Origin of the sequence: Haloferax sp. Atlit-4N (assembly GCF_003383025.1) — an archaeon.
Classification (GTDB): Archaea; Halobacteriota; Halobacteria; order Halobacteriales; family Haloferacaceae; genus Haloferax; species Haloferax gibbonsii.
This window is the reverse complement of record NZ_PSYY01000002.1, coordinates 925,328-941,398: the sequence shown is the minus strand read 5'-3', so window position 1 is coordinate 941,398 and position 16,071 is coordinate 925,328. Positions and strand designations below refer to the sequence as shown.

Below are 16,071 nucleotides of genomic sequence, written 5' to 3'. Positions count from 1 at the left end.
ATCGGGGGCCGAAAGCGGGTATGACCGATTACTTCGAGGTTCACGCCCGCGACGGCGCCGCCCGAATCGGGGAGTTGCGGCTCTCCGACTCGGTGACGACGCCGGCGGTCGTGGACGACGCGCTCGCGGACGCCGGCAGCCTCTGGGCGGCCGAGCGCGAGTTCCCCGACGGCTCCGACGACGTGCTGACCGTGCTCCCTCACCGCTCGCTTCCCGCCGGGAGCGCCGACGAGGTCCGCGAGTCCTTTTCGGTGGACTACCCCGACGTGGAGTTCCCCTCGGCCGCCGTCGTCACCGCCGACACGGCCGCCGACTACGGCGCTGACGCCTACATCCTCTCGGACGCGCAGGGCTTCGTCGGCCACGCGCGCGCCTTCCGCGACAACGTCATCGAGGCGAAGGAGAACCTGCCCGCCGACACGGCGCTCATGCTCTCGGGCGTCGCCACGCCCCGGAACGTCTCGCTGCTCGTCTACGCGGGCGTCGACCTCGTCGACGAGAAACTCGCCCGCGCCCGCGGCCTCGAAGGGTTCTACCTCACGAGCGACGGCGAGTACTTCCTCGAAGACCTCGACGAACTCCCCTGCGCCTGCGAGGCCTGCCGCAAACCTGCCTCCGAGTTCACCCGCGCCGACGCGGCCGACCACAACGCCAACGCCCTGCGCGCCGAACTCGCGCGGGTCCGCCGCCGCGTGCGCGACGGTCGGCTCCGGGACTACGTGGAGGGGCAGGCCCGCCACGACCAGTGGCTGACCGCCCTGTTCCGGCGGTTCGACCAGCAGTACAGCTTCATAGAAGAGCGGGTTCCCGTCATCCGCGACTCGGAGCTCACCGCGGCCTCCGAGGAGTCCATCGACCGCGTGGAGATTCAGCGGTTCGCCGACCGCGTGACGAAGCGCTACCGGAACCGCTTCGACCACCCGCTCGTGCTCCTGCCGTGTTCGGCGAAGAAACCCTACAGCGAGTCCCAGAGCCACCGGCAGTTCCACGAGGCGGTGCAGTACCGCGCGCACATGGTGTCGATGACTTCGCCCATCGGCGTCGTCCCGCAGGAACTCGAACTCACCTACCCCGCCCAGCACTACGACTCGGTCGTCACGGGTGACTGGTCAGAAGACGAGAAGTCGTTCGTCGCCGAGGTGCTCCGACGCTATCTGGAGCGCAACGACTACCCGCGAATCATCGCCCACGTCCCGCCGGGAGCCTACACGGAAATCGTCGAGCGCGTCGCGGACGACCTGAACCTCGACGTGGAGTTCACCGTCTCGGAGCACCCGACGACGACGGAGTCCATCGGGAACCTCATGCGAACGCTCGACGGCGCGCCCAAGTTCACCCGCGAGGAGCGCGAGCACAACGTCGTGAAGGCGCTCGCAGACTACCAACTCGGCCCGGACGCGGGCGACGCGCTCTTCTCCGACGTGGAGTTGGAGATGACGAGCCGCTACCCCAAACTGCAGGTGTGGAACGACGCGGGCGAGCAGCTGGCGACGATGGTCCCGCAGTACGGCGTGCTCTCCTTTACGCTCGAAGGTGCGAAGGTGTGGCGCGACAGCGACGCGCCGACGAAGACGGTCGAAATCGACGGGTTCGTCCCGCACGGGTCGGTCCTCGCGCCGGGCGTCGTCGACGCCGACGAGGACATCCGGCCGGGCGACGAGGTCATCGTCGAGGGGCCGAAGGCGTTCGCCATCGGCCGCGCCGAGATGGGCGGCCGCGAACTGGTCGAGTCCACGCGCGGCATCGGCGTCGAGATTCGACACGTCGAAGAGCGGTGACGCGAACGCGGGGCGGGTGACGCGTCCCCGACTCGCCTCGGAAATCGCAGGACATCTCGCCGCCACCGGGTGAAGTTACTTAACTTTGATATACTTATCGCCGTCGTTAATCGGCTCCGAAACGCCAGTAAATGGTACGTATAGTGGGTTTCCTATCGAACCCGAAACGTCGGAATTATCACGTCGCTATAACTTTAAATAGTATAACGTCCCAACGTGGGCCATGATGGCAGAACGATACGAGGGGGAGCGGTTGGAGTTCGACGAACTCCCCGACGACGGGACGGTAGACTGGACGATTACCCAGGCGCTGTTGGCGGCGAGTGACTCCACGTCGCGGGCCTTGGAGTCGCATTTGCTGCAGGCGCAGTACCACGATGACGCCGGAGTCGACACGGCGGCGACGGCGCGGCATATCGACGATGCAATCGACCGCCACACGCGGATTATCGAGGACTTGCGCCTCGCACGCGACGCGCTCGACCATCGGTAAGACCCGAAATCGCCGCCCTATCGCCCCTCGCCGCGCGAACCCGGCCGTAGGCCCTCGCAATAAGCTGTTTATTTAACAGCGGCTACGAACAACCATGTATGAAGTTGGCCGTCCCAACTGACTTCGATATCCTCGAGGCACTCTCAGATAGGAGGCGGAACACCGCCGTGAATCTCTCGTATATCCTCGATAAGAACCGTTCGTACATCAACACGCGACTGCCGATTTTAGCGGACTACGACCTGTTGGCGCGAGTCGGGCCCGCGCCGAACTCCGGGCTGTACGAAATCACAGACAAGGGGCTGGTCGTCATCGACAACCGCGACCAGTACCGGACAGACGGCGTCGACTTCGACGCCCTCGTCGAATCCGAACTCAGGGCGCGGACCGACGAGACGAACGCGTAACAGAGCGACGCGCCGCAACCGGAGGTCGGGACGGCCTTCGGAGGCACCCCGGCGCGCTGTTCTCGGTGACGAGTGGTGACGCTGTTCGACACCGCCATCCCGACACGGCGTCGTGGTGTCGGATTCGTCCGCGCCGTGCTGCGACCGTCGCCGCCTTTTTGCCGCCTTGCCGCCCAGTTCGAGGTATGGCTATCGAACCACTCTCGCTCGGCGTTCCGAAGCCCATCATCGACTCGCTTCCGGAGGCCGACGGCACGGCGGCACAGGACATGCAACGCGCCGTCGAGGGGCTCGAAACCCGACTGAACCGGGCCATCGACGGCGCGGAGACGGAATCGGAGGCCGCCGGCTACGTGGTCGACGCTCTCGAACGCCTCGAAGGCCACTACGAGCGCTACGACGAGTTCATCCCCGAACTCCGCGCGTGGGGGCAATCGCCCATCTACGCCATCGCGTGGCGGAACCTCCAAGCGGACCTCATCCTCCAAATCGAGGAGTACGACTGGTTGAAGCCGCACATCGACCGGGAACGAAACCTTCGACTGGTCGAAGACGGCATCAGATTCGGCAAATAACCAACACAGTAGACTTTCTGACTCGGCTGGTCGATACCCGGCCCGGGTCGATTTTTACCTAACGACAGTATTGGTAAATATGAGAACTTCTACTACGTAGTTGTGCGCCCCCACGTTCGCGCCAGAGTGGAATCTACAGCTTGACGAACTCTACGAACTAGATAAAAGCTGGCTAATCAGATTCGAAATCTTCCCTATCGTGAAGAAATCCACGCATCTATACTCATTTGAGTTATAGCGTATTCTGAGCTCTTGTCCATAGATTCTTCGAACCCGATTCCAGAAACAGTTAGTATTGTCTAAATATACCAATATTAAAACGCCGATTTCGACCATGAATTCGAGCAGACGAAATCCCACTCTCGATATCTATTCGTCTTCCCATACGAAATTTATCAGCTCGTCTGTCCCCCCGAGACGGTGTATAACGCTATCCTGTCTTTCGCCGGCAAAGCCCCATACATTAAGTGAACCCCCTACGAGTTCAAAACAGTGAAACACGTTGGGAACAGGGCACGTTCTCGCTCTCGTTCCCGCCCAGTCGCCACCGCTTCACGAACTCCCTCGCAACCCATGCTCACACCCATCGGCCACTATGGCAGACCGTGACGATGCGGAGTCGGGAGACTCCGACACCGAGATACAGAACTCGCCGTCGTTATCTGACCTTGCGGACCGCGTGGAAGACGGGACGCCGACCTCGGATAAATCGGGTGACACCGTCTCGCCGGCGGGAGAGGACGGACCGACGACCGACCGGACGCCATCGACGCTCTCCGAACTCGCGGAGTCGATTCGGCGGAAGCAGGGTCCGTCGGCGTCGCTACCGGACGACGAGGCGTCCGAATGGGACCTCATCGACGACCGCTCGGACACGCCGTTCGACGAGGCGAACTTCGACGAGAAGGCGGCGGCGGTGTTCGACCTCGTGTCCGAGCAGTCTAACATCCTCGTCGTCGGCCCGGCGGAGACCGCCGCGGAGTACAACCTCTGTACGCAACTCATGACCGGCGATTCGGGGGGCGCAAACCAGCTTCTCGTGTCCGTCGAGACGACGCCCGAAGAACAGCTCAACATCCTCAACAACTACCGCGTCGGGAGCGTCGAAAACCAGACGCTCATCAGCGTCCAGTCGTACGACGCCTCCGGGACAATCGACGCCGCCGACCTGCCGATAACTATCAAGACCGTCACGAAGGCGACGGACCTCCGTCGCATCGGACTCCTCATCACGAAGTCGCTGAACGAGTGGGGCGAGTCGTCGGTCCAATCGACGCTCTGTGTGCACTCGCTTTCGAACCTCATCGCCGCGGTGAACAACGACCAGCGCCTCTTCCGGTTCCTCCACATCCTCACGAATCGCGTCTCCTCGGCGGGCGCACGCGCCCACTACCACGTCGACCCGGCGCGACACGACGACCAGACGCTCCGGACCTTCAAATCCCTGTTCGACGCGGCGATAGAGTTCGAGGCCGACGGGTCGCTATCGCTCGGCTGAGGCGGGCGTCGCGCCTCACCGGAAGTCGTCTTCGTTCCACTCGAACGTGCTCTCGTCGGCGTCTATCGCCGCGTCCGGGTCGATAGCACCCGTCGCGTCCGCCGTCTCGTCGGTCCCGGTCGTCCCGTCGTCGCCGGTCGATACCGACTCGAACGAGTCGATTATCTCGTCGACCGCTTCCCGACTCTGGCTCACCGGGCGGTCGGACGTTCCGGACGCGCCGCGCTTCGGTTCGGACGGTTGGCCGCCGGAGTCCGCGGGGTCCCGCGCGGCGTCGAGGTCGGGTCGAGCGGTCGTCTCCGACGCGCGCCGCGTGCCCCCGTCGCTGCTCGCGACCGTCACGGTGTAGTCGGTGAGCACGAGCCACTTGGTCTCTTTTTCGACGCCGTGCAGCGGGCGCTGACAGTTCGGACACTCGGGACTGGTGAGAAGCGCGAGGTCGATGGTCTCCCCGCAGTGTTCGCAGTCTCCCTCGTGGGTATCGGCCTCCTTTGCGGCCTGTTTCACCCGACGCAACTGCTCGCGTTCGGCCCGAATCTCCCGTATCTCGGCCCCGTACTGCGTCTCTATCTCCTTGAGTTTCGTCTCGACGCGGTCGTCGGTCTCGACGAGGTACTCGAGAATCGTCTGGAGGTTGTCGAACTCGTCGTCGAACCGCGTGTCGAGCGCTTGGTGTCGCTCGCGGAACGTGGACTCGACAGCGTCGAGTTCGGCCGGTAGGTCTTCGACCTCGTCGAGCGCGTCTTCGACCTCGTCCAGTCGCGTCGTAAGCGTCTGAACCGACTGTTCGAGGCGCGCGCGCCGCTGTGCTTCCGTATCGACCTCCGATTGAAGTCCCTCGATGAGTTCGAGGACCTCGGCTAGTTCGTCGTCGCTCACGGGCTTGTTCGGTTCCGTATCATCTCTGGACGGCGAGCGCGTCGCGCTCTTCGCCTCGCTGGGTCTCTCGTCCGAGGCGTGGCTGTCGCGACCCAGAAGTTCCGTGATCTCGTTGAGTTGCCAGTGCGACGCGAGCAACTCCTGGCACAACTGGTCGCGCGATTTACCGGTCTCGCTCATTCGCTGGTCCAGCCAGGCTTCGAACGACGACGGGATGTCGTCCGCTCGGTCGTTGTCGACGGGGTCGGAGACCATGTACTGTACTGCCTCGCAAAACCTATCGGTCGCTAGGACAAAAGTTTTCTTGCGCCTCGAACTATCTGCCCGTATGTACATCCCGCGAGTGCCGCGCTCCCCTCTCGATAATGGGATTTGACGACCGCCTCGAACTCTTCGTCACGCAGCAGGCTCGGGTGCTGGTCGCCGTCCTCGCCATCGCGGGCGTCGCGTGTCTGGTCGCCGCCGGCTACGTCTTTCTCACGCCGACGACGCAGACGGTGACCGAAGAGACGAACGTGCAGTCGGTCGAGACCGGCGTCGACACGCGGGCGGTCGTCACCCAGAACACGACGCTCTACGAGCGCGGGTCGACGCTGGAGAACCGCTCTGTCTACTTCATGACGATTTCGCCCGACGTGTCGTTCCGCGTCCACACCGACGTCCCCGCGAACCAGTCGGTCAACGTCACACAGCGGTTGGTTCTGCGCACCGTCGGCGTTCGCGACGGCACGCCGTTCTACGAGAACGAGACCGTCCTCCTCGACGAACAGACGCTCGTCACCGACGGAACCGCCGTCGACGCGCCCTCGCTCAACGTCTCCACGCTCGACCGCGACCTCCAGCAAAAGCGGACCGAAACCGGCGGCGTCGGTCAGTTCAGGACGAGCCTCAACCTCACGGTGACGTACCAGACGGGCTCGTACAGCGGCACGCTCGAAGCGAGCACGCCGCTCGCGTTCTCCGGGCGGGCCTACTACCTCGAACGGTCGCTGGCCGACGACCGGCGACACTCGACGACCGTCGCGCGGACCGTGACGCGACCGCCGAACCCCGTCGAGTACGGCGGACTCGCCGCGGCCGCGTTGGTGCTGTTCGGACTCGCCGGCCTCGTCATCCGCACCGAGTACCGAAGCGACCCCGAGGAACTCCGCACGAGAATCTCGCACAGTCGCCACGAGGAGTGGATTTCCCGCGGCGAGTTCCCGACCGACGCGAACAAGCCGTACATCTCGATTCTCACCCTCGAAGACCTCGTCGACGTGGCCATCGACACGAACCGTCGCGTCATCTTCGACCCCGAAATCGAGACGTACGCCGTCATCGACAGCAGCGAGATCTACTACTACTCGCTCGACGAGACCAACACGCACGCGTGGCTCAATCTCTGAGCCGGCCCCTCGGGCGTGACCCGTCCTACGGCGGCCGTTCGAGGTTTTCGAACTGGTAGCGACGGTTCGTCACGGCGTGGTACGCCGCCGAGAGGCCGAACGCCGCGACGATGACGGTCGGGTAGGCGAGAAGCGGGACCGTCCCCGTCGGCAGCACGTCGGCCCACAGGGCCGCCACGACGAGACTCGACAGGACCGAGAGGCCGAGGTAGTACACCCCCCACGGAACCGAGTTCTCGGGGACGATGTCCATGTAGATGTCGAGGCGCTCCATGCGCTCCGTGAGTTCGACTTCGCCCCGGTCGTATCGGAGGACGCCGGCCTGTTCGAGCCGCGGCAGGTGCGTCTGCTGGAGCGACGTGTAGACGGTCTTTCGCTCGGCGGAGGTCAGGTCCGAAATCTCCTTGTCCTGTTCCCACGCCGCGACCTGCTCTGCGAGGTCTCCGAGTTCGACCGCGCCGTCGGCCCGCTTGCAGTAGTGGAGGGTGTACCGCCGGCGGTGGTTGCTCATCAGGTCGAAAATCTCGTCGCGCGTCAGCGCGTCGCCGTCCTCGCCGCCGCCGTCCGGCGTCGAGGCTGACGTGCGGCCGAGCAACCCGCCGGCACCGCTGGGACTCATCTATCGACCGTCGATACTGCCCCGCCGCACATAGTTCCTCTGCTGTCAGCGGCCGCACAGATACCGCCTCGCGCGGCGTACCGACGACACCAGCCGATTAGTCGCCGGAGTCCGACGATTCTCGCTCGACGTGAATCCGTAGCGTGGCGCTGTACGCCTCGGGGTCCGGAAGGTCCTCCAGCGTGCTCGGTCCGGTCCACGGAATGAGGTTGAGTTGGAGGCCGAACGGGACCGACTCCCCCGGTTCGAGCACGCCCTCCGGACCCGACACCGCCGTGCTTACGTCGAGCAGGTCGTCTCCGTCCGTGCCCGGGGCGAGCGCCTCGTCGCCCGCCGTGACCTGTAACGCCGCCTCGACGTCTTCGAGCGTCGAGGCCGAAAGCGAGTCGCTCGTCACGTCGAACTCGAAGTAGACGCCGTCGATGTCGGCCTCGCTGACGTTGGTGAGGCTGACGATGTCCTCGAAGCGCGTGATGGCGCGCTTGTTGACGCCATTCTCGTCGCCGCCGGGGGTGAGCCGCGTCACGTAGCCGGACGAGTCCGTCTCGACGTGAATCGGCGGGTCGTTCGCCGCCGTGAGAGAGAGGTAGTCGGGCGCGACGATGCGAAAGCTCGCCCCCGACGTCGATTGGGTCGTCGTCGTGGCGCTGACGCCGAGAACGCCGCCGACGATGAAGAAATTGCTGAGGGCGAAGAGGGTCTGGCGGCGTGTTGGCATGGGAGGTCCGTGGGTCGTTAGACTTCGTCCGCGAACGCGGTAACTTGGTCGATGAGTTCCAACTGCGTCGCGCCGCCGGTCCCGAACCCGCCCGCACTCAGGCCGTACTCCTCATTCAGTCGCGTGTCAGTCCCGTTGAAGTCGATACTGACTTGCACGGTGTCGTTGGTACCGCCGGACGCGTCGAGCTCTACGGTGCCTCCAGTCGTTCCGTCGAGACTGGAGATGACCGTCGAGTCGTGCGTGAACTCGAAGACGTCAGTCGCCTCGGACTCGGTCAGTTTGTCGCCCGACGTGACCTCCTCGGTGAAGCCGCCGTCGTAGTAGAACCCCATCTCGTAGCTCTGGTCGGCGTCGTTGTTCGTCAGTTCCACGATGTTCGAGAACGTCTCGTCGGTGCCGACGACGCCGATAATCTGGACGTGAACCATCCCTTGACCGTTGTCGGCGACGGCGGCCAGCGGGAGGTCGTCGACGTCGATGTTCTCGATCTCGGTGTCGCTGTACAAACTATCTCGGATGTTCCCGCTTCCGGCTCCGCTCCCGGGGCTCACATCGACGTCCACGTCGGACCGTTCGGTAATGATGCTCATCGACGAGTCGGCGCTCGTGCTCGTCGCGTTGAACGCGCCGGTCCCGATTGCCGTGCCACTGCCGATTGCGAGCGTTCCAATCGCCGCGATAACGTTGCGTCGTTTCATGCTCTCTGTTTAGGCGCTGTCGTCGACAGCGAAGATGCTCAGTTCGCCGGTGGCGTCAGCGTCGCTCGATGTCGGCGTCGTGTCGACTTCGACATCGACGGTAACCGAGGACCCCGCGTCGAGCGACGGTGCAGATCCGTTGTTGCCCGTCTCGCTGAGCGTGAAGGTGATATCTACGTCTTCGCCGCCGTCGCTACCGACGGTTAGTGTGACTTCCGTACTGAGGTCGTCGGCGCTGGGGACGTCGGGACCCGCTCCAGCTCCGAGACCGACCTGAACGGAGTTGCCCTCCGCGGAGTTGTTCGCAATCGTGAACACGCTAGTGAGCGTCGTCACCGCGTTCTCGTTGAAGCCCGAGTCGTTTCCGTCGTTTCCGTCCGCGTCCAACGTCAGCGTCAGCGTATCTCCGGTGTTGTCCACGTACGGGCTGTCAGAGGTCAACTGGAGGAACGCGCTCCCGTCGCCGGCCGTGCTCACACTCACTTCACGCGCCGCGCTCACGGTCGTAAACGCGCCCGTTCCGACGAGTGCGCCGCCGCCGCCGACGAGTGCTCCGAGTCCGATCAAGATGTTGCGTCTGTTGATTGCCATGGTTGTGTTCTCCCTGACACAGGTGACTGCGTCGTTGTCTCTCCCATCAGGACCTACCCACTTTGTATTCCGGTGCTTGAACGAGTCCTCGGTCACCGTTCGATTCGACAAGCCCGGCTTTCTCCCCGTCGAGTCGGGTTCAAGCCCACCTTTCGCGGGTCGGTTTCGGCGTTCAATCGAGGGTTTAGGACGGTGCAACTGACTCGCAGTCTGTCGATTTCTGTTCGGAATCGGTGTCTGTGGTTCGCCGTCCCATGATGATTGGTAACGCGTGTATCGAACCGAGCTACCACAGAACACGACATACTAGCACATCGAAAGTGAGGGCCCCCAAGCCGGGACGCGTGACGACCCCACCGACACCCACGCGCCGGGGTCACGAGTGCTGTCGAGTCGGCGATAGGTAATTACGGGTTCACACGTAGTGTCTCATACACGCCGTGAAACTCAGCGACGTCCTCGAATACGCGGTGCTCGGCCTCCTCGTCGTCGCCGTCGTCGCGCTGCTGTTCGGGCAGGCGCTCGGCCAGCCGGTGCTCCTCGGCTACGTCGAGACGGGGAGCATGTCGCCGACGATGGAGCCCGGCGACGGGTTCATCGCGGTCCCGTCGGTCCTGCTCGAAGACCCCGAATCCGGCGACGTGGTCGTGTTCAACGCGCGCGAACTCCACGGCGGCGGGCTGACGACCCACCGGGTTGTCAGGTGGACCGAAGAGGGGTACATCACGCGCGGCGACGCCAACCCCTTCACCGACCAAGAGAGCGTCGAGCCGCCGGTCAAGCGGTCCCAAATCGTCGCCGAGGCGCTCCAGATAAACGGGAACGTCGTCGTCATCCCGCAGCTCGGTGCCGTCGTCGGAGCGGTCAACGGTCTCGCGACCGGCGCGTTCGACCTCCTCGGGAACCTGCCGGGGTTCGAGAGCGCCGCCGACGGGGAGCCCTCGCCCATGTTCCTCGTCGCTATCGGCGGGATTCTCATCGCGTTGAGCCTCGTGTTCGACGGCTCCGGGGGCGGGCGAAAACAGAGCTCGCACAGCCGTCGCCGTCCGGACTACTACACGAGCGGCGTCGTCCTCCTCCTGCTCGTCGTCATCGTCGTCACGCCCGCGACGCTGAGCATGGTTCTCGGGTCGGGACCGACGGAACTGACCATCGTGAGCTCCGAGTCGCCGAACGAGAACCCGCTCGTCGTCGGCGTCGGCGAGACGACGGTCATCGACTACACGCTGACGAACAACGGCTACGTCCCGATTATCACCGTCCTCGAATCCCGCGACCCGGGCGTCTCGTTCGGCCAGTCCGTGTTTGTGGTCCCCGGGAAGGGGTCGAAAAACACGACGCTCACCATCGAAGCGCCGGACCGAACCGGCGCGTACGACCGCGAGATACGCGAACAGCTGTACGTTCCCGTGCTCCCGCAGACGGTCATCCTCGGCTTACACGAGGTTCATCCGTTCCTCGCAATCGCGGCTATCGACGCCGTGTTGGCGTTCGCGACGCTCCTCGTGAGCGTCCTCGCGCTCGGTCTCGGCCCGATTCGGTTGCGCTCGACCGACCGGAACGTCTCGCTCGTCGAGCAGTTCAGACGCAAGTATCTGTGAGTGCGCTGGACGCCGGGGTCTGCTGCGTCCGCGCGCTCCCGACTTCGACTACCCGCGAACCTGCCCGGCGCTCGGCGTTCCGGTCACTCCCGCGCCGCCGGGGTCGTAGTCGAGGGTGTCGTCTCGGTCCTCGACTTCGAGGCCGTCGACCGAGAGCGTCGCCGACGCGTCCCCGAGTTCGACGGCGAGTTCGGCGTTTGTGGTGCGCAGGTCGGCGTCACGGAGGAACACGTCGCCGTCGGCCGAAAGCGACACGTCCGCGTTCGTCGTCTCGAAGACGCTCTCGTTCGCGCGGAGGTCGCCCGCGGACTCGACGGTAATTTGGGCGTTCTTCGTTTTGACCGTCGCGCCGTCGAGCGTCACGTCGCCGGACCCCGACCGGAGGTCGATTTGGGCGTTTTTCGTCTCGATAGACGCGCTCGCGGCACCGATGCGCTCGCCGGTGAGGTCAATCTGCTTTTCGCCGTGGACCGTCGCGTTCTCGATGTCGAGGAGGCCGTCGTCGGCGTCGAGCGAAATCCGCCCGTTGACGACCGTAATCGAGGCGTTCCGCGCCGACACCGTCTCCCCGCTCACCTCGATGTCGCGGTTCCGGTTCTGGAGACTCGCGTCGCGGATGTCCACGGGGCCGTCGTCGGCCGCGAGGTCGATTTTCCCGTTTCGCGTGCTGATGCTCGCGCCGCGAGCCTGAACCGACTCGCCCGAGAGCGTGACCTTGCCGTTCTGGTTGTCGAGCGTCGCTCCCGTGACGTTCACGGGGCCGTCGTCGGCCGCCAGTTCGATTTCGTCGTTCGTGTTCCGGATGGTCGCGCCACCGGCCTGAACCGTCTCGCCGGTCAGTTCGACCTTGTCGTTCTTCCCCCGGACCGCGCTCTCGCGCACGTCGAGCGTCCCGCCGTCGGCCGCGAGTTCTATCTTCCCGTTTTTCGCGTCTATCGTCGACCGACGGAGCGTTATCGACTCGCCCGAGAGCGTAACCTCGCCCCAGTCGGAGTTGACCGTCACGTCGGTGAACTCGATGCCCGTCTCCGCCTCGATGTCGACCGAGTCGCCGCTCGTGAACGTCGTGTGCGTGACGACGACGCGCTTGGCCGAGATGTCGATAGCGCGCCAACTGTTGTCGATGGTGCCGTTGTCGGTCCCGACGACGAGCACCGCGTCGTCGTCGTCGAACGTCGCGACCTCCTGTTCGGTCAGGACGCGCTCGCCGTCATCGTAGGCGATGTCTTCGTCGCTGTCGACGTAGGCGACGCCGTTCGACGGCCCCGAGGGGTTGCCGTCGCCGCCATCGCTCCCGTCGCCGCTATCTCCGCCGTCGTTGCCGCCGCCGTTCCCGGGGTTGTCGTCGCCGTTCCCGGGGTTACCGCCGCCGTTCCCGCTCGTGCAATCGTACTCGACTCGCGCTTCGAGCGTCGCACCGGAGATAGAGACGCCGTCCGCCTGCGCGGAATCGACTTCGACGACGAGTGTCGCCACGCCGCTCCCCGCGTTCGGTCGCCGGCAGTAGGCCGTCACCTGGTGCTCGCCGCCCCGGCTGAGCGTCGGAGAGCCGCCCGACTGCGCGAGCGAAAGCGCGTTCACGTCGATGCTGGCGGTGTAGTCGACGGTCACGTCGGTGCCGAGGTTGTTTACGATTGAGCCGACCGCCACGGCGTTGCCGCGGCTTGGACTCGTCACGACCTCGCCGGTCGGTTCCAACGCGACGAGGGCTCGGTCGTCGTCGACGACCGAGACGTCGACCGGCCGCTGTCCGGAGACCGAACTAAAACTGCCCGTCGGAACCGCGGCGAGGGTGACGCCGAGAACCACGATGAGGACGCCGGCGTACCAGAGATTCTGATTCATGCGACGGTCTCCAGAGCCTACTCGTCAGTAGGACGTGGAGCGTCTTGTACACACCGACTGTCGGCGGTTCGGCCGGCCGCGCTTCTCGTCCGACGGACGTCACTCTTGAGAACAGTTTCGCCCCGTAAAGGGGTGACCGAACCTAAAGGGGAAGGGGGGAAGGGGGGATGAGTTCGGTCATGTGGATGCGTCCGAGGGGTTACTCTGTACGGTGCTGCATCCACGTAGGCGTAACCACTTCGAATATATAAATCATTCTGATTGTCAGCTCGGTAAACAATCTTGTGGCCAGCTATAACAGACATAACATTATTAGACACACTGAAACGACTATGCCATTTGCTGACCTAAGTCAAACAATGGCGGAACACACACCGGCACGACGGCCCAGCGACGCATTCGAACGGGCGACGGCTCACGTCGACCGCGCCGAGGAACTCCTGTGGGAGTGCGCTCGCGACCTCCCGGACGACGCGGACGACGAGTTCGACCGACTCTTCGAGCGGTTGTGGGCCGTACAGAACGAACTCGGACGGGTCTCGTTCCCGGCCGCCGACGCGGCCGACGAGGCGGAGCAGACGCTGGGGCCTTTCGACTTCCCGTCGACCGACGACTGACCGGTCTCGACCGGGTTCGGTGACTACTCCGCCTGCCGTTCTAACCACTCTCTCGCGTCGGTGACGAGGTCTAACAGCGCCTCCTCGATGGGACCCTCGCCTGCGAGGTTCACGCTCCAGGTGACCTGCGACTGTACCGCTTGGAGGTTGAGCATCGTGTTCTGGATTCGCGACGCCAGCACCACCGGGACCGTCGCGTCGAACCGCCGGATACCCTTGACCGCCTCGACGCCGTCGAACACCGGCGGGGCGTGGAGGCAGATGATGAGATGGGCCGGTGCCTCGGTCAACCGTTCGAACAACTCTCTGCTCGACTCCACGAACTCCACGTCCACGTCGGACTGTGCTATCGCCGAACCCGCGGGTTGCGGGCCGTACGCGAGGATGCGCGGCGTCGCCGCTATGCTGGTCTCAGACACGCACCTAGCTGTTCGCCGAGAGAGTATTTGACAGTTTCTCCGGAACGAACCGCCGCCGGCCGCACCCCCGCCTCGGCGGCGGTCTGCGACGCGACCGAGTTAAAACAACGTATCGAGGCGCTCGTCGACGACGCCCTCCGCATCGTCGCCGGCGTCGGCGCTCGTGTCGTCGGCCTCGCGGTCGCGGCGGTCCCGCTCGGCCTCGACGGCGGTCGACCGGACCTCGGCCACGCGGTCGCTCCGCGACACGTCGCCGAGGAGGACGAGCACGCCGACGTGGTTCGACTCGGGGAGCGGGTAGTCGCCGCCGCGGACCTCCATGCTCCCGGTCTGCTCTTCGACCCACGTCCGACTCCGCTCGATGGCCTTCCGGTTGAGCCACTCGGGCGGGCCGCTGACGACGACCAACCCGCGGGACGCGGAGTCCACGTCGCACGGGAGGGTGAGCCGACCGAGCACCGCCTTCCGCGTCTGGGTCGTGATGCGGTTGATGGAGTCGAGTTCGTCCACCGACGACGACCCCCCGCCCAGCAGTCCCTTGATGCTGAACCCGCCGCCGTCGTCGCTCTCGGGGAGTTCGCTCGCCGCGTAGCCGATAGTCGAGATGCCGCCGCCGCGGAGGGTGTTGATGACCTCCGAGGAGTCGACGACGCTCTCGCCGACCGTCCCCGACTCGCTCACCTCGCCCGAGGCGAAGAGGATGCCGAGGCGTCGCACCAGCTCTTCGTTCATCGAGTCGTGGGCCTGCGCGACGTCCTCGCCGCTTTTCGCCCACGCCCCGTTGTCGAACGCGAACACGTGGTCGGTCACGTCCACGAACGTCTTGAGCGACCGCGCGGCGTTGCGCGAGTAGAGCGCGCCCTCGTCTGCGGCGGGGAGGATGCCGACGCCGTAGATGGGCTGTTCGTAGATGCGCTGGAGGTGCTTTGCGAGCACGGGGGCCGCGCCGCTGCCCGTGCCACCGCCGAGTCCGGCGAAGATGAGAAACGCGTCGGCCGTGGAGGTCGGGGAGTCGTCGGTGCCGCGAAGGAGCTGTCGGCTGTCGCGCTCGGCGAGTTCGGCGGCGAGTTCGTTGTCCGCGCCGACGCCGTGACCGCTCACCTCGTCCGCGCCGAAGAGGATGCGGTTCTCCTCGGGGACGAGGTCGAGGCCGCGGAGGTCCGCCGACGCGGTGTTGTACGCCACCGCGTCGACGACGTAGTCGGCGTTCGTGCGCTGTTCGTACCGAAGGAGGGCGTCGAGGACGTTCCCACCCGCTTGTCCAACTCCGAAGCAAAGGACCTTCATCGTCTCTCTGTGGCACGCCATTAATGGTGAATCTTCTGTTAGCGGACTGTCACACGTGGGTCTTCGGCCCCGCCAACGGGGTAGTTCTATACGACCCGGGCGAGAACCACCGGCAAACTGCATGACTTGTCCGCGGTGTTCACAGCCCCTCTCGACGCTCTCGCTCGACGGCCGCGCGGCGCGCTACTGCGAGCGGTGCGGCTTCGTCGGCGTCGAGACGGTCCACGAGCGCGACGCGCCGAACCGAGAGTCGTGGGACGACGCGATAGCCCGCTTTCACGCACGGGCGGTCCGCGGGGCGCGCGAGCGCGACGAGGACGTGGTGGCTGAAGACGAAGGCGGCGACGACGAGTCCGCTGGCGGCGACAGCGAGTCTGCTGACGGCGACGACGAGTCCGAACCCGAGGGCGACGAAGCTGACGCCGACAACAGCGAGAGCGACGCCGTCACCGACGAGAGCGACGCGACTGAAGGCGTCGCCGAGTCCGGAGCCGTCGAGGCCGACGAGACGGGTGACAGCGACACCGCTGACCGCGAGTCCAGCGACTACCAGCGCAAAAACGGGGAGGACGGCGACCGCGGGGACCGCACGGGAGACGAGTAACGCGCTCGCTCGCGCGCTCCCGGCGGCGCGTCGACCTCGGTCGTGACGTAC

General features: G+C 65.1%; 17 protein-coding genes. 9 read left to right on the top strand and 8 right to left on the bottom strand.

Annotated elements, in window-relative coordinates:
- Nucleotides 1–20: 20 nt before the first annotated feature.
- From arcS to C5C07_RS13805, 5 genes are all read left to right on the top strand, one after another.
- The gene (arcS, locus tag C5C07_RS13825) at nucleotides 21–1,778 is read left to right on the top strand and encodes an archaeosine synthase (protein WP_050459331.1); all 1,758 of its coding nucleotides are present in this window, start codon (nucleotides 21–23) and stop codon (nucleotides 1,776–1,778) included.
- 223 nt (nucleotides 1,779–2,001) lie between these two features.
- Complete coding sequence (locus tag C5C07_RS13820) at nucleotides 2,002–2,271, top strand: hypothetical protein (RefSeq protein WP_004976187.1); 270 nt, start codon at nucleotides 2,002–2,004, stop codon at nucleotides 2,269–2,271.
- Nucleotides 2,272–2,369: 98 nt separating this feature from the next.
- Complete coding sequence (locus C5C07_RS13815; RefSeq protein ID WP_004976186.1) at nucleotides 2,370–2,678, top strand: hypothetical protein; 309 nt, start codon at nucleotides 2,370–2,372, stop codon at nucleotides 2,676–2,678.
- Nucleotides 2,679–2,863: 185 nt separating this feature from the next.
- The gene (locus tag C5C07_RS13810; protein WP_004976185.1) at nucleotides 2,864–3,253 is read left to right on the top strand and encodes a hypothetical protein; all 390 of its coding nucleotides are present in this window, start codon (nucleotides 2,864–2,866) and stop codon (nucleotides 3,251–3,253) included.
- 595 nt (nucleotides 3,254–3,848) lie between these two features.
- Nucleotides 3,849–4,751, top strand: a complete 903-nt coding sequence (locus C5C07_RS13805) for a hypothetical protein (protein ID WP_115805296.1) — start codon at nucleotides 3,849–3,851, stop codon at nucleotides 4,749–4,751.
- Nucleotides 4,752–4,766: 15 nt separating this feature from the next.
- Here the strand turns inward: C5C07_RS13805 and C5C07_RS13800 are convergent, their stop codons facing one another.
- Nucleotides 4,767–5,885, bottom strand: a complete 1,119-nt coding sequence (locus C5C07_RS13800) for a hypothetical protein (RefSeq protein ID WP_115805295.1) — start codon at nucleotides 5,883–5,885, stop codon at nucleotides 4,767–4,769.
- A 110-nt stretch (nucleotides 5,886–5,995) separates the two neighbouring features.
- Here C5C07_RS13800 and C5C07_RS13795 point away from each other — a divergent pair, with 110 nt between their 5' ends.
- Nucleotides 5,996–7,018 (top strand): DUF5305 domain-containing protein, encoded by a 1,023-nt coding sequence (locus C5C07_RS13795; protein ID WP_004976181.1) that lies wholly within the window; start codon nucleotides 5,996–5,998, stop codon nucleotides 7,016–7,018.
- 25 nt (nucleotides 7,019–7,043) lie between these two features.
- On the opposite strand, the gene C5C07_RS13790 is transcribed toward C5C07_RS13795, so the two are convergent.
- The 4 genes from C5C07_RS13790 to C5C07_RS13775 form a co-directional block, all read right to left on the bottom strand.
- A complete protein-coding gene (locus tag C5C07_RS13790; RefSeq protein ID WP_004976180.1) occupies nucleotides 7,044–7,637 on the bottom strand; it encodes a hypothetical protein in 594 nt (197 codons plus the stop codon).
- 97 nt (nucleotides 7,638–7,734) lie between these two features.
- Nucleotides 7,735–8,355: a hypothetical protein gene (locus tag C5C07_RS13785; RefSeq protein ID WP_115805294.1), complete on the bottom strand. Its 621-nt coding sequence runs from the start codon at nucleotides 8,353–8,355 to the stop codon at nucleotides 7,735–7,737.
- 17 nt (nucleotides 8,356–8,372) lie between these two features.
- Nucleotides 8,373–9,056: a hypothetical protein gene (locus tag C5C07_RS13780; RefSeq protein ID WP_115805293.1), complete on the bottom strand. Its 684-nt coding sequence runs from the start codon at nucleotides 9,054–9,056 to the stop codon at nucleotides 8,373–8,375.
- 9 nt (nucleotides 9,057–9,065) lie between these two features.
- Nucleotides 9,066–9,647 carry a hypothetical protein gene (locus C5C07_RS13775; RefSeq protein WP_115805292.1) on the bottom strand — a complete coding sequence of 194 codons (582 nt, stop codon included), beginning with the start codon at nucleotides 9,645–9,647 and terminating at the stop codon, nucleotides 9,066–9,068.
- A 440-nt stretch (nucleotides 9,648–10,087) separates the two neighbouring features.
- Between C5C07_RS13775 and C5C07_RS13770 the strand changes: the two genes are divergently transcribed.
- A complete protein-coding gene (locus C5C07_RS13770) occupies nucleotides 10,088–11,248 on the top strand; it encodes a signal peptidase I (protein ID WP_004976175.1) in 1,161 nt (386 codons plus the stop codon).
- Nucleotides 11,249–11,296: 48 nt separating this feature from the next.
- On the opposite strand, the gene C5C07_RS13765 is transcribed toward C5C07_RS13770, so the two are convergent.
- A complete protein-coding gene (locus C5C07_RS13765) occupies nucleotides 11,297–13,093 on the bottom strand; it encodes a hypothetical protein (protein WP_115805291.1) in 1,797 nt (598 codons plus the stop codon).
- A 359-nt stretch (nucleotides 13,094–13,452) separates the two neighbouring features.
- Here C5C07_RS13765 and C5C07_RS13760 point away from each other — a divergent pair, with 359 nt between their 5' ends.
- The gene (locus tag C5C07_RS13760) at nucleotides 13,453–13,710 is read left to right on the top strand and encodes a hypothetical protein (RefSeq protein ID WP_004976173.1); all 258 of its coding nucleotides are present in this window, start codon (nucleotides 13,453–13,455) and stop codon (nucleotides 13,708–13,710) included.
- Nucleotides 13,711–13,733: 23 nt separating this feature from the next.
- On the opposite strand, the gene C5C07_RS13755 is transcribed toward C5C07_RS13760, so the two are convergent.
- Nucleotides 13,734–14,129, bottom strand: a complete 396-nt coding sequence (locus C5C07_RS13755) for a response regulator (protein WP_004976171.1) — start codon at nucleotides 14,127–14,129, stop codon at nucleotides 13,734–13,736.
- A 99-nt stretch (nucleotides 14,130–14,228) separates the two neighbouring features.
- Nucleotides 14,229–15,416 (bottom strand): tubulin/FtsZ family protein, encoded by a 1,188-nt coding sequence (locus tag C5C07_RS13750; protein WP_115805290.1) that lies wholly within the window; start codon nucleotides 15,414–15,416, stop codon nucleotides 14,229–14,231.
- A 121-nt stretch (nucleotides 15,417–15,537) separates the two neighbouring features.
- Here C5C07_RS13750 and C5C07_RS13745 point away from each other — a divergent pair, with 121 nt between their 5' ends.
- Nucleotides 15,538–16,020, top strand: a complete 483-nt coding sequence (locus C5C07_RS13745) for a zinc finger domain-containing protein (RefSeq protein ID WP_115805289.1) — start codon at nucleotides 15,538–15,540, stop codon at nucleotides 16,018–16,020.
- The last annotated feature ends 51 nt before the right edge of the window (nucleotides 16,021–16,071 follow it).